This window comes from Streptomyces shaanxiensis (assembly GCF_039537145.1).
GTDB lineage: Bacteria > Actinomycetota > Actinomycetes > Streptomycetales > Streptomycetaceae > Streptomyces > Streptomyces shaanxiensis.
Genome location: NZ_BAAAZY010000009.1, coordinates 131,888 through 145,534, shown reverse-complemented (window position 1 = coordinate 145,534; position 13,647 = coordinate 131,888). Strand labels below are relative to the sequence as shown.

At 71.4% G+C, this 13,647-nt stretch carries 7 protein-coding genes and 1 pseudogene; 6 read left to right on the top strand and 2 right to left on the bottom strand.

The features are described 5' to 3' along the window. Positions 1-26 precede the first annotated feature (26 nt). The 3 genes and pseudogenes from ABD932_RS13705 (at position 27) to ABD932_RS13700 (ending at position 2,161) form a co-directional block, all read left to right on the top strand. Positions 27-1,208 (top strand): serine hydrolase domain-containing protein, encoded by a 1,182-nt coding sequence (locus ABD932_RS13705; protein WP_345012252.1) that lies wholly within the window; start codon positions 27-29, stop codon positions 1,206-1,208. Positions 1,209-1,234: 26 nt separating this feature from the next. Continuing rightward, positions 1,235-1,345, top strand: a pseudogene (locus tag ABD932_RS43960) (hypothetical protein); the annotation flags it as partial. Positions 1,346-1,528: 183 nt separating this feature from the next. Beyond that, positions 1,529-2,161 carry a DedA family protein gene (locus tag ABD932_RS13700; protein ID WP_345012375.1) on the top strand — a complete coding sequence of 211 codons (633 nt, stop codon included), beginning with the start codon at positions 1,529-1,531 and terminating at the stop codon, positions 2,159-2,161. Positions 2,162-2,218: 57 nt separating this feature from the next. Here ABD932_RS13700 and ABD932_RS13695 read toward each other — a convergent pair whose 3' ends face one another. Further along, positions 2,219-3,196, bottom strand: coding sequence for an ABC transporter substrate-binding protein (locus tag ABD932_RS13695; RefSeq protein ID WP_345012250.1), 978 nt, complete (start codon positions 3,194-3,196; stop codon positions 2,219-2,221). Between the two features lie 263 nt (positions 3,197-3,459). On the opposite strand from ABD932_RS13695, the gene ABD932_RS13690 reads away from it, so the two are divergent. Both ABD932_RS13690 and ABD932_RS13685 read left to right on the top strand, forming a co-directional pair. Beyond that, entirely contained in the window at positions 3,460-8,451 is a 4,992-nt protein-coding gene (locus tag ABD932_RS13690) for a family 43 glycosylhydrolase (RefSeq protein ID WP_345012248.1), read from the top strand. Between the two features lie 143 nt (positions 8,452-8,594). Further along, the gene (locus ABD932_RS13685; RefSeq protein ID WP_345012246.1) at positions 8,595-9,821 is read left to right on the top strand and encodes a cytochrome P450; all 1,227 of its coding nucleotides are present in this window, start codon (positions 8,595-8,597) and stop codon (positions 9,819-9,821) included. Positions 9,822-9,859: 38 nt separating this feature from the next. On the opposite strand, the gene ABD932_RS13680 is transcribed toward ABD932_RS13685, so the two are convergent. Next, positions 9,860-13,018 (bottom strand): ATP-binding protein, encoded by a 3,159-nt coding sequence (locus ABD932_RS13680; protein ID WP_345012244.1) that lies wholly within the window; start codon positions 13,016-13,018, stop codon positions 9,860-9,862. 77 nt (positions 13,019-13,095) lie between these two features. On the opposite strand from ABD932_RS13680, the gene ABD932_RS13675 reads away from it, so the two are divergent. Continuing rightward, on the top strand, positions 13,096-13,473 hold the full coding sequence (locus ABD932_RS13675; RefSeq protein ID WP_345012243.1) for a DUF779 domain-containing protein: 378 nt from the start codon (positions 13,096-13,098) through the stop codon (positions 13,471-13,473). Positions 13,474-13,647 lie beyond the last annotated feature (174 nt).

Genomic DNA, 13,647 nt, shown 5'->3' with positions numbered 1-13,647 from the left:
AGGCGAGGTCCGTCGAGGGGGTACACGTGATCAAGCGCAAGCGTGCGGTGGGTGGGTTACTCACACTGGCCGTGGTGGTCGGTGTCACGGCGGGCGCCCCGGCAGGTGGGGACATGCCACGGCAGCACGCCACCGCACCCGCCGGCGCCGCCGACCACGCTCGGCTGCGCGCCCTCCTGCACCGGCTGACCACGGTCGACGGCGGACCCGGTGCGCTCGTCGAAGTGCGGGACCGAACCGGCGGCGTGGTGCTGACCAGCGGTGTCGCCGACGTGCGGAGCGGCGCGCCGGTGCGGCGTGACAGCAGGTTCCGGATCGGCAGCATGACCAAACCGTTCGTGGCGACGGTGATGCTCCAACTGGTGGGAGAGCGTCGCGTCGCCCTCGACGCGCCGGTGGAGCGCTACCTGCCCGGCGTCGTCCGCGGAAACGGCAACGACGGGCGCGTGATCACCGTCCGTCAGCTGCTCCAGCACACCAGCGGCGTGCCCGACGTCCTCGACCACCTCAGCCCGGAGGAGATCCTCAAGGACCCACTGGCCCACCACGACACCCGTGACCTCGTGGACATCGCGCTCGCCCACCCGCCGACCTTCGAGCCGGGCACCGGCTGGCGCTACTCGAACACGGGCTACCTGCTGGCCGGCATGATCATCGAGAAGGTCACCGGCCATACGTACGCCGCGGAGATAGGCCGGCGCGTGATCACGCCGCTCGGCCTGCGCGAGACGCACGTGCCGGGTGACGACCCGGCGATCCCGGGACCGCACCCGCGCGGGTACGCGCAACCGGGCGAGGACGCGCCCCTCATGGACATCACCGCCATCAACCCCTCGGTCGCGGGCGCGAGCGGCGAGATGATCTCCAGCGGTACCGATCTCAACCGGTTCCTGGACGCGCTCGTACGCGGCAGGCTGCTGCGTCCCGCCCAGCTCCGGGAGATGACGAAGACGCGGCCGACCGGCAACCCGGACGGCCGGGCTTACGGCCTCGGCCTGGAGAGCAGGCCGCTGCCCTGCGGCGGCCTCTACTGGGGGCACACCGGCGACATTCCCGGGTACGAGACGGCGGGCGGTGCCACGGTCGACGGCAGGCAGGCGACGGTCATGGTGAACCTCGGCCCGGGCGGTTCGGACGCCCAGAGCGACGACATGAAGGCCACCGTCCGAACGGCGCTCTGCGAGAGCCGGCCGTCGGCCTCCCGGTAGAGCACCCACGCCGGGGCTCACGTCTCGTGCGCATACAGGGCGGGCGCGGGCACGGTCTGCACGGCGCCCCGAACACCCCGGCATGCGCCACCCACGACGTGAACAACTACCTGGCCACGGGCCGCCTGCCCGCCGCCGACGTCACCTGCCGCGCGCAGCTTCACCGGGGTGCCCGCAACGCTTCACCGGCGCGCCCGCCGAGCCGGGACAGGCGCCCGCGCCGCACGCACGGGATGCTTGATGGGGGCGGGAAGACCGACGAGGACGGCCGGGAGGTGATGGCGATGATCGCCATCGACCCGATGATCGCCGGCAATCCGGTGACCGCCGTCAACCCGATGGACGGCGCCTCGGTGCTGGCGACCTTCGGTGCCCTCGGTGTTCTCGTGGTGATCTTCGCGGAGTCCGGTCTGCTCGTGTTCGGCTTCTTCCTGCCCGGCGACACGCTGCTCTTCCCGGCCGGTGTGCTGTGCGCGGGGACCGCCGAGCAGGCGCCACGGCTGGTGCTGTGGCAGGTGCTGCTGTGCGCGGCCGTCGGCGCCGTGGCGGGCGGCCAGGTCGGTTTCCTGCTCGGGCGGCACGGCGGGCGGGCCCTGCTGGCCCGCACCGACAGACGCCGCGTGCGCGAGACGGCGGCCCGGGCGGAGAAGCTGCTGGCCCGCTACGGCTATGGAAAGGCCCTGGTGATCGGCCGTTTCGTCCCGATGGTGCGGACGGTCCTGCACCCGGCGGCCGGTGCGCTCGGCGTGCCCACGCGGACCTTCACGATCTGGCAGATCGTCGGCGGCCTGCTCTGGTCGCAGAGTCTCGTCCTGGCCGGATACGCCCTCGGCGCCTCCGTCCCCGACATCGACGACTATCTGCTGCCGCTGGTCGCCGTCGTCGTCCTGGTCTCGCTGCTGCCCCTGCTGCCGGTGCTCACCGAGTCACGCCGCGCGCGGCGCGATCGCTGACCCGGCCGACCGGCCTCCCCGGCACGGGGACAGCCGGCCCGCCCGCAATCGGCGCCCTCAGGAGAACAGCTCCTCGACATCGGGCTTCTTCCCACCGAAGATGCCGTCCTTCTCCCCCAGCGAGGCCAGCTTCTCCAACGACGCCATGTCGACCCGGTCCGGCCAGCTGGGGAGCGTGAGGTCGTCGATGACGTCGTCGCTGATCTTGGTGTAGGCGGTGAGGATCCGGCGTGCCTCGTCGGGGTGTTCGGAGGCGTACCGCAGCGATTCCGTCATCGCCTCGGTGAACCTCTTCACCAGCGAGGGATTCTCCTGCGCCAGCTTCGTGGAGGTGAAGTACGTCGCCACGGTGAGCTTAGGGTCGGTCTCGGCGAACGGCGACGCGATGACGCGGGCGCCCTGGGCCTCGGCGACGGTCATCGCCGGCTCGCCCATCCACGCCGCGTCCACGCGCCCGCCGTCGAGTGCGGCCGGCATCTGGTCGAACGGTATCTCCACGAACTCGACCTCGGACGGGTCGCCGCCGTCCCTGCGCACCGACTCACGGACCGTCGTGTCCCCGATGTTCTGCAGGGTGTTCACCGCCACCGTCCGCCCGGCGAGGTCCTTGGCCGACTTGACCGGGCTGTCCTTCCTGACCGCCACGCCGGTCACGTCGCCGCCCACCTTGCCGTTGGAGGCCGCCCCGTTCACCACGGACTTCACGGGAACGCCCTTGGTCCGGGCGATCATCAGCGAGGTCGTGTTGCTGAAGCCGAACTGGTACTGCCCGCTCACCACACCGGGAATGATCGCCGCGCCTCCCTGGGCGGCGACCATCTCCAGGTCGAGGCCCCGGCTGCTGAAGAACCCCTGCTTCTCCCCCAGATAGAGCGGCGCCACGTCGACGATCGGGATGACGCCGACCGTGACCCGTGTCGCCCCGGTCCCGTTCGCGGACGAGGCGCCACCGCTCCCGGATTCCGACGATCCGCAGCCCGCGACGCCGGCGAGAGTCACCGCCGCGAGGGCAAGCCCGAGTGTGCGACGTCGCATGGGCTCCTCCAGAAGCACTTCGAGAACTCGGACGAGACGTTGTGCAGATTGCTGACGCCAGAAACGTACTGGCCCAGCTAAGCGGTGTCAGTCCTCCGGACCGAAGTAACCAATATCAAGGCTGTTCGACCAGTCGGACATTGTTCGAAACCTCTTGACGCTGTGCCACACCCCGTTTGACACTCTCGCAACACGACGTCACACAGCCGAAACGGCAGGGTGCCCATGGCCGAGGCCCCGCCATGCCTCAGCAGGGACTCCACATGCCGTACATCGCACGCGCCCGCGTCCGCGCGAGACGCCTGGCGCGCCGACTCGCCGGACTGACCGCCGCGTCGCTGTTGCTGGGACTCGCCGCACCCACCCTTCCCGCGCAGGCCGCCGACGCAGCCGAGGCGGCGGAGATCACCGACGGTCTCGCCCTCTGGTACAAGCTCGACGCCACCTCCGGCAGCACCGCGACCGACGCCTCCGGCAACGGCCGGGACGGGGCGGTCAACGGCTCCGCCGACTGGTCGGGCACCGGTCAGGGGCTCGCCTTCAACGGCTCGGACACCTACATCAAGGTGCCGAACGACGTCATGAAGGGCATGGACGCGATCACCGTCTCGCTGGACGTGCGGATCGACTCCGCGCAGTCCACGCCGTACTTCGTCTACGGCTTCGGCAACACCAGCGGCGGCAACGGGAACGGCTACCTCTTCACCACCGGCAACTCGCTGCGGACGTCCATCGCGACCGGCAACTGGTCGACGGAGCAGACCACCAGGCCCGCCGACTCCCACAACCTCACCCGCTCGGTCTGGAAGCACCTCACCTACACCCAGACCGGCACCACGGGCGTGCTGTACGAGGACGGTGTGGAGGTCGGCCGCAACACCTCGGTCACCATCACCCCCGGCGCCATCGGCTCCGGCACCACCACCGCCAACTACATAGGCAAGTCGGTCTACTCCGGCGACAAGCTGTTCAAGGGCAGGATTCGCGACTTCCGGGTCTACGACCGTGCCCTCGCCGGTTCCGAGGTCGAGCAACTCGCCCTCCCCGTCGCCACGCAGGGCGTCGCCGACGACAAGGCCGCGCTGAGCCTCGGTGACACCGGCGCCGTCACAGCCGACCTCGACCTGCCGAAGACCGGCACGGCCGGCGGCTCCTCGATCAGCTGGGCCAGCGACGCCCCGTCCGTCGTCTCGGACACCGGCAAGGTCACGCGACCCGCCGCCGGCGAGCCCGACGCCCACGCCACGCTCACGGCGACCCTGAAGAAGGGCGCCGTGACCGACACCAAGACCTTCGAGGTCACGGTGCTCCCCGCCTTCGACGACCGGACCGCCACCGAACAGGCCGCCGAAGCCCTCACCGTCCGCAATCTCGACGACGTACGCGGCAACCTGACCCTCCCGGCGACCGGTTCCTACGGCACGAAGGTCACCTGGTCCTCCGCGAATCCGGACGTCATCTCCTCCGACGGCCTGGTCCACCGCCCCGCACACGGCACGGGCGCCACCACCGTCGAACTGACCGCCACCGTCACCAAGGGCGAGGCGAGCACGACCCGCGCCTTCACCGCCAAGGTGCCCGAGCTGCCGAAGCGCGAGGCCCTCAGGGGCTACATGTTCAGCTACTTCACGGGCGAGGGAACGGCCGACGGCGAGCAGCTCTACGCCGCCCTCAGCAAGGGCGACGACCCGTTGAAGTGGCGGGAGTTGAACGACGGCAAGCCGGTCCTGACCTCCACGCTCGGCGAGAAGGGCCTGCGCGACCCGTTCATCATCCGCTCCCCGGAGGGCGACAAGTTCTACCAGATCGCCACCGACCTGAGGATCTACGGCAACGGCGACTGGGACGCCTCCCAGCGCACCGGCAGCAAGTCCATCATGGTCTGGGAGTCCACCGACCTCGTCCACTGGACGAACCAGCGCCTGGTCAAGGTCTCCCCGGACAGCGCGGGCAACACCTGGGCGCCGGAGGCGTTCTACGACGCGCAGCGCGGTGAGTACATCGTCTTCTGGGCGTCGAAGCTGTACGACAACGAGGCGCACTCCGGCGACACGTACAACCGCATGATGTACGCGACGACCCGCGACTTCTACACCTTCAGCGAGCCCAAGGTCTGGATCGACCGCGGCTACTCGGTCATCGACTCCACGGTGATCGCGCACGACGGGACGTACTTCCGCCTCTCCAAGGACGAGCGGAACAACACCTCCTCCACGCCCAACAGCAAGTTCATCTTCGAGGAGAAGAGCGACTCCCTCCTCGACCTGTCCTGGGACGCCGTCGCCGAGGGCATCGGCAAGGGCGCGATGAACGCGGCCGAGGGGCCGCTGGTGTTCAAGTCGAACACCGAGGACAAGTGGTACGCGTTCCTCGACGAGTTCGGCGGCCGCGGCTACATCCCCTTCGAGACGACCGACCTCGCCTCCGGCACCTGGACGCCGTCCACCGGCTACGACCTCCCGGCCAAGCCCCGCCACGGCACCGTGCTCCCGGTGACGCAGGCCGAGTACGACCGCCTGCTGCGCGCCTACCAGCCGGACCAGCTGGTGGAAGGCGTCGAGGACGTCACCGTGAAGACCGGCATCGGTCAGGCCCCCGTCCTGCCCGCCACCGTGATCGCCACCTACGCCGACGGCGTCAAGCGTCCGGTCTCGGTGACCTGGGAGGACGTCCCGGAGTCCAAGTACGCGCAGGCCGGCACCTTCACGGTGACGGGCAGCCTGCCGGACGGTGCCGCGCTCCCGGTCCGCGCCGAGGTGACCGTCTCGGCGGAGGGCGCCGACGTCCCCGCCGACCTGCTCGTGCACTACGACTTCGACGAGACGGGCGGCAACATCGCCCGTGACTCCAGCGGTCACGGCTACCACGGCACCTACGTCCGTACTCCCGACTTCGGCACCGGCGTCGAGGGCGGCTCCTTCAAGATGTCCGGCGGTTCGAGCTCCTCGACCACCTCGCCGTACGTCCGTATCCCGAACGGCGTGCTGAAGAACGCCGACAGCGTCACCGTCTCGACGTACGCCAAGTGGAAGGGCGGCGACAACTTCCAGTGGCTGTTCGGGCTGGGCCCCGACAGCAACAAGTACCTCTTCGCCACCCCGTCCAACGGCGGCTCCAGCCTCTACTCGGCCATCACCAAGGCAAGTTGGTCGGCCGAGTCGAAGCTGACGGCGGGCTCGCGGCTCACGCCCGGCGAGTGGCGGCATGTCACCGTCACCCTCGACGGTTCGACCGGCGCGATGGCCCTGTACGTGGACGGCATCGAGGCGGCCCGCACGACGACCACCATCAAGCCGTCCGAGCTGTACGACGCGAACAAGGACCACAGCGGCTACATCGGCCGGTCCCTGTACGGGGCCGACCCGTACTTCGGCGGCGAGGTCGACGACTTCCGCGTCTACGACCGGGCCCTCACCGCCGCCGAGGTCATGGAGCTCAGCGGCAACACGGCGGGCATCGCGAAGGCGACGCACCCGGCGCTGAAGGTCGACGCGCTCATCGACGACCCCGGCAGCAGGATCACCCTGCCGATGAAGGAGGGCTCCGATCTCACCGCCCTCGCCCCGGAGTTCACCCTCGCCCACGGCGCGGCGATCAGCCCGGCCTCCGGCAGCGTCCACGACTTCAGCAAGCCGGTGACGTACGAGGTGACCGGCTCCGACGGCGAGAAGCGCAGCTGGACCGTCTCGGCGCTCGTCATGAAGAGCCCGGTGCTGCCGGGTCTCAACGCCGACCCGAACATCGTCCGCTTCGGCGACACCTTCTACATGTACCCGACGACCGACGGCTTCGAGGGCTGGAGCGGTACGCAGTTCAAGGCGTACTCCTCCACCGACCTGGTCCACTGGAAGGATCACGGCGTCATCCTCGACCTGGGCCCGGACGTCTCCTGGGCGGACAGCAGGGCGTGGGCGCCGACGATCGGCGAGAAGGACGGGAAGTACTACTTCTACTTCTGTGCCGACGCCAACATCGGCGTCGCGGTGTCCGACTCGCCGACGGGGCCGTTCAAGGACGCGCTCGGCGGGCCGCTGCTCAAAGCGGGCCAGTTCAGCGGCCAGATGATCGACCCTGCGGTGTTCACGGACGACGACGGCCAGACGTATCTGTACTGGGGCAACGGCCGCGCGTACGTCGCGCCGCTGAACGCCGACATGACGTCCATCGACACCTCGAAGGTCAAGGACATCACCCCGAGCGGCTACAACGAGGGCACCTTCGTCATCAAGCGCAAGGGCACCTACTACTTCATGTGGTCGGAGAACGACACCCGGGACGAGAACTACCGCGTCGCCTACGCCACCGGCCCCTCGCCCACCGGCCCGTGGACCAAGCACGGCGTGATCCTGGAGAAGGACCTCTCCCTCGGCATCAAGGGCCCCGGCCACCACTCGGTGGTCCACGTCCCGAAGACCGACGAGTGGTACGTCGCCTACCACCGTTTCGCGATCCCCGGCGGTGACGGCACCCACCGTGAAACGACCGTCGACAAGCTGGAGTTCGACTCGGACGGGCTGATCGATAAGGTCGTCCCGAGCCTGACGAGCATCGACCCGATCGTCAACCGCACCCCGGCGATCACCTCCGCGAAGGTTCCGGAGTCGCCCGTGCCGGCCGGCCACCGCGCCACCGTCACGGCCGAGTTCCGGGACGCCGACGTCGGCGACACCCACACCTGCCGGATCGACTGGAAGGACGGCACCGAGCCGACGGCGGGCACGGTCGACGGCGGCACCTGCCGGGCCGAGCACACCTACACCAGGCCCGGCATCCTGCGCCCGGTCCTCACGATCACCGACAACGACGACGCCTCGGACCGCACGACACTCCCCGAGCTGATCGTCTACGACCGCGCCGCCGGACCCGCCCTCGGCACGGGCCTGTTCACCTCCCCGGCCGGCGCCTACCCGGCCAAGCCCGCCCTGACCGGCAAGGCCGCCTTCTCCTTCGCCGCCGCCTACGCCAAGGAAGCCACCGTCCCCACGGGCAAGGCGTCCCTCGACTTCGGGCCGGCCAGGCTGAAGTTCCGCTCCACCGGCTCCGACTGGCTCGTGGTCACCGACGCCAAGGCCGTGTACCAGGGCTCCGGCACGGTCGACGGCAGCGGCGGGTACGCCTTCCGGATCACCGCGACCGACGGACCGGACACCTTCCGTATCAGGATCTGGAAGAAGTCCACCGGTGATGTCGTCTACGACAACGCCAGTGGCGCGAAGACCACGGGCATCGTCGAGATCGGCGGCGTCCGGCGATAACTCCCCACGTGCCCCGGGCCGGACCGGCCCGGGGCACGCGTGCGTCCCCGCCCCTGAAACCGCTCTGAAACCGCGCCAAAGCCGGCCCCCCGCAGGCTCTGAAGCACGAACTCCGACGCTTCACAGCCAGAAGGGCACACGGCATGACGGCCACCCCCCTGCACCTCACCCCCGAGCTCGTCGAGGACCCCGTCCGCGGCTACGCCGACCTGCGCTCCCGCCCCGACCTCGGCCACGCGGTCCTGCCCGGCCTGAACACCCCCGCCCGGCTCGTCACCCGCTACGACGACGTCCGCGCCGCCCTCACCGAACCCCGCCTGATCCGGGACCGTACGACCGTCCCCGGCGGCTCCGACATGCCGGACCCGCAGGCCGAGTTGCTGGCCCAGGGCTTCGAGGGCTTCCCGGAGGAGTACCTCCCGTACCTCTCCGGGCATCTGGCCCTGTTCGACGGCGACGAGCACACCCGGCGCCGCAACCCGCTCACCCGCGCCTTCACCGCCCGCCGCGTGTCCGCGCTGCGGCCCTTCGTGGAGAAGACCGCACAGGAGCTGGTCGCCGGCCTCGCCGAGCGTGAACAGGCCGACCTGCTGGGCGAGTTCGCCTATCCGCTGAGCACCGCCGTGATCTGCGAGCTGGTCGGCGTCGACGCCGCCGACCAGCAGCGGGTCTGCGGGTGGATCCGGGACTTCGCGTACGGCGACGGCAGCCGGATCACCGAAGGGCTCGCCGGCATCGTTGAGTACACCAAGGACCTGGTGGCCCGGCGCCGTGCCGTACCCACCGACGACCTGGTGTCCGCCCTGCTGGCCGACGGGGGGATGAGCGACGACGAGATCGTCACCGTCTTCTTCCTGCTCATCAACACCGGCATCACTCCGCCCGCCCTGTTCCTCGCCCACGGGGTGCTCGCCCTGCTGGACCACCCCGAGCAGGGCGAGCTGCTGCGCGCCGAGCCGGAACTCCTGGCCCGCGCGGTGCCCGAACTCCTGCGGTTCGTCACGCTGGTGCGTATCGGCGCCACCCTGTACGCCGCCGAGGACTTCGAGTTCGCCGGTACGCCGCTGAACAAGGGCGAGGCCGTGACGGTCGCGCTGTTCGGCGCCAACCACGACCCGGCGGCGTACGAGGTGCCCGAACGGCTCGACATCACCAGGGAGTTCGGGCGCGGCGACGGCCACCTCGCCTTCGGGCACGGTCCGCACTACTGCATCGGTGCGGCGCTGGGCCGAGTGGTGACGGGCGTGGTGCTGGAGGAGCTGTTCGTCCGGCGGCCGGCGCCCGTCCTGGCCGTGGACCGGGCCGACGTCGCCTTCGGGCACTGGCCCGGCGACGGCTTCCACCTGCTGAGCCTGCCGGTGCGGCTCTGAACCTGCGATCCGCCAGACCCGTCCCCGACACTGCCGGCTCAGCCGGTCCGCTCCCGCAGCAGCCCGAGCGCGGCCGCGCGCAGACCGTCCGGGGCCAGGGCGGCGTACTCGGACACCGCGTCCGCGTAGGCCGCCCGGTCGGCGTGCTCGGCGCTCTCACGGGCGCGGGCGGAGGACATCGTGGGCTGGAAGTTGGGCAGATACCGGAAGCGCTCCGCCAGCGCGATCAGCCGTACTCCATGAGCCACGGCACCCTGCGCCAGGTCGGCCGTGCCGAGCGCGAGCAGCAGGGCGCCGTGGACGGGGAGGTCCGCCGTCGTGCGGTGCTCGGCCGGCGGCTGGGTGAGCAGGGTCGTCAGGCGCTCGGGGAGCGCGGCGGCGAGCGGCGCGACGAGGTCGGGGCGGCCGTGCCGGGCGTGGGCGGTCACGGCGACGGCCTGCAGCTCCAGCCGCCAGCCCTCCAGGAGGTGCTCACCGGCGAAGACGGGGCTCGCACCCCGCCTCAGCCGTTCGACGGCCCGGCGCCACAGGCCGAGGCCCGTCTCGATGTCGCCGCGGGCGAGCGCGATCTCGGCGCGGGCGCCCAGGTCGGGGGCGAACGCGTCGGGGGCCAGGCCCTCGGGCTGGTTCCGCAGGGTGTGTTCCAGCCAGTGCTCGGCCCGGTCGAGGTCCCCGGTCTGCAGGTGGGCGAGCATCAGTCCCCAGCCCAGTCCGAGCGAGTCGGTCCGCTCGCCGTACCTCTCCAGGGCCGCCAGCGCGTCCTCCATGGGCCCGATCGCCTCCGCGCCGCGCTCCGTGCGCAGGCACAGCTCGCCGAGCCGCGACTGCGGCCAGAACCGCAGCATGGGTATGTCCCGGTCACCGAAGGCGTCGAGCGTCCGGCGGGCGGCGGCAAGCGCCCGCTCCGGGTCGTGCGCGCTCTCCCACACATAGCTCGCCGCGCCGTTGGCGAAGCCCGCGAGCAGCGGTTCCTCGCTGTCGCACAGCGCTTGAAGCGTCTTGTGGTCGCCGGACGCGAGGATCTCCGGCAGCGCACACAGCACCGTCGACAGGGCCCGCACCAGGGTGTCGGGCGGTGCGGACTGCAGTCGTCGCAGAGCCGCGAGGGGGCGTACGGCGCCCGTGCCGAGGGCGAGGACCAGGGTGCAGGCCAGCATGGCGAGGACGGTCCGGGTCGGCTCGACGTACGCCGGGCCGGGCCGGTAGTGCGAGAGCAGCCGGGCGGTGTCCTCGGCGAGGGCCATCAGCCGGGTGTAGTTGGCCTCGGTGGCCCACAGGGAGCCCAGGACGGCGGCCACCGCGGCGACGGTGTCGGCGTCGTCGCGGGCGAGCGCGAGCCGCAGCGCGTGGACCAGGTTGTCCTGCTCGGCGCGGATCAGCCGCCAGGAGGCGATCGGGTCGGTGCCGAACGGCGCGTCGTGATGCGTGGCCCCGAACTCCCGCGCCCAGCCCAGGAACCGGTCCGCGACCACGTCCTCCTCCCCCGCGCGCTCACGATGGGCGGCGGCGAACTCCCGTACGGTCTCCAGCATCCGGAACCGTGTGCCGTACGCGGTGTCGGTCACCTTGAGCAGGGACTGGTCGACGAGGTCCTCCAGCACGTCCAGGACGTCGTCGCCGCCGACGACGTGCTCGGCGGCCGTCGCGGTGAAGCCTCCAGGGAGGACCGACAGGGCGCGCAGGGCCTCCTGGCCCGCCGGTTCCAGGAGGTTCCAGCTCCAGTCGACGACGGCGTGCAGGGTGCGGTGCCGCTGCGGCGCGTCCCGCGGTCCGCCGCGCAGCAGGGCGAAGCGGTCCTCCAGGCGGCGGGAGATCTCGGCCACCGACATCACCCGTACCCGGGCCGCGGCGAGCTCGGTGGCGAGCGGCAGCCCGTCCAGGCGGCGACACAGGTGGGCCACGGCGTCGGCGGGCAGCTCGGCGTCGGGGCGGGCGGCGCGGGCCCGCTGTTCGAACAGCTCGACGGTGGTGGCCGGGTCCAGCTCGGGCAGCGGGTGGACGGCCTCCGAGGACAGGCCGAGCGGGGCGCGGCTGGTGGTGAGGACGCTGACGTTCCGGGTCATCGACACCAGCGCCTGGACGAGGTCGGCGACTCCGGAGACGACCTGCTCGCAGTTGTCCAGCACGAGCAGCGCCGGCCCGGGGCCGAGGGCGCCGACGATGCCGGCGAGCGCTTCGGCGGGCGGCCCGTACCCGGCGGACCGGTCGCGCAGGCCGTCGCCGACGCCCAGCGCCGAGGCGACCTCGCCCGCGACGTCGGTGTCCCGGCCGACCCCGGCGAGCGGCACCAGCTGCACGACCCGGTGCTCGGCGTCGCGCGCCACGGCACTCGCGAGGCGGGTCTTGCCGAGACCGCCCGGCCCGACGATCGAGGTGACCCGCGAGCTGTGGATCAGCCGGGTCACGGCCTCGACGTCGGCCTCCCGCCCGAGCAGCGGGTTGGGCTCGTGCGGCACCCCGCGTCGCACCACGGGCGCCTGACCGCGCAGCAGCTCCTGGTGCAGCTCCTGCAGGGCGGGGCCGGGATCGGTGCCGAGCTCGTCGCGCAGCCGGCGCCGGTAGCCGTCGTACGCCGCCAGCGCGGCGGCCGCACCGGCGGTGGCCGCCTGACAGCGCATCAGCTCCAGCAGCGGCTCCTCGTCGAGTGGCTGGTCGCCCACCAGCTGGCGGAGCGGGCCCACCGCCTCCTCCCGCCGTCCGGAACGCGCCAGCGAGAGGGCCCGCAGCCGCGTCAACGCCCTGTGTGTGACGGCGAGTTCGAGGCGCAGCACCTCCAGGGGATCGTCGGGGGAGCCGCCCCGCGCCGGGCCGCCGTCCCAGAGCGCGAGCCCCGCCTCGGCCTCGGCGACCGCGCCGTGATGGTCTCCGGCCCGCGCCCTCTCCGCGCTCGCGGCGGCCTGCAGCTGCACGGCCCAGGCGTCCACCTGGTCCTCGCGCAGGGCGATGCGGTAACCGGTGGGCGTGCTCGCGATGGCGTCGCCGCCCAGCAGCGACCGGGCCCGCGAGACCAGGATCTGCAGGGCCTTGGTCGGGTTCTCCGGCTGCTCCTCCGGCCACAGCCCGGCCACGAGCCGCCCCGTGCCGCATCCCGCCCGCGGTTCCCCGGCCAGCAGCGCGAGCAGGGCGCGCAGGCGGGGCGCGGTGATCTCCTTGCCCCGGTGGGCGACGGACGTCAGCAGCGTCAACTCGGTGGTCACCTCAGCAGATTAGTCAGAACGGGTGATCACAGCGGGTGCAACCCTCTCGCAACGTTGCCCGTGCTGTCCTTGCCGCCATGGACGAGGAGATCCCGCTGTTCGAGGAGACCCCGCGCGTCGAACTCACCCCCGCGGCCGAAGACCTCCTGCGCCGCCTGCGCGCGACGCACGGCCCGCTGATGTTCCACCAGTCCGGCGGCTGCTGCGACGGCAGCGCCCCGATGTGCTACCCGGCGGGCGAGTTCCGTACGGGTGACGCGGACATACTGCTCGCGGAGCTGGACGTCGACGGGGTGGCGGAACCGGTGACGTTCTGGATGTCGCGCAGCCAGTACGAGGTGTGGAGCCACACCCGGCTCATCGTCGACGTCGTCGAGGGACGGGGCAGCGGATTCTCGCTGGAGGCACCCGAGGGGGTGCGTTTCCTCACCCGTTCGCGGGTCGTCGGCGCCTAGCAACCCCGCAGGTCATCGCGGTCTGGTGCACTTCCCCTGAGTCCTGCCACATTTGACGAGACATCAGGGGGGTAAGTGTGACACGTCATCAGAAACGGCTCGGAACGGCCAGAGCGGCCCTCGCGCTGCTCACGGCGCTCAGTGCGACGGCCGGTGCGGCCCTGGTGGGGGCGG

Excerpts from the sequence above, each read along its gene's own strand:
- ABD932_RS13695 (WP_345012250.1), bottom strand. The coding sequence starts at position 3,196 with ATGCGACGTCGCACACTCGGGCTTGCCCTCGCGGCGGTGACTCTCGCC.
- ABD932_RS13690 (WP_345012248.1), top strand. The coding sequence starts at position 3,460 with ATGCCGTACATCGCACGCGCCCGCGTCCGCGCGAGACGCCTGGCGCGC.
- ABD932_RS13685 (WP_345012246.1), top strand. The coding sequence starts at position 8,595 with ATGACGGCCACCCCCCTGCACCTCACCCCCGAGCTCGTCGAGGACCCC.
- ABD932_RS13675 (WP_345012243.1), top strand. The coding sequence starts at position 13,096 with ATGGACGAGGAGATCCCGCTGTTCGAGGAGACCCCGCGCGTCGAACTC.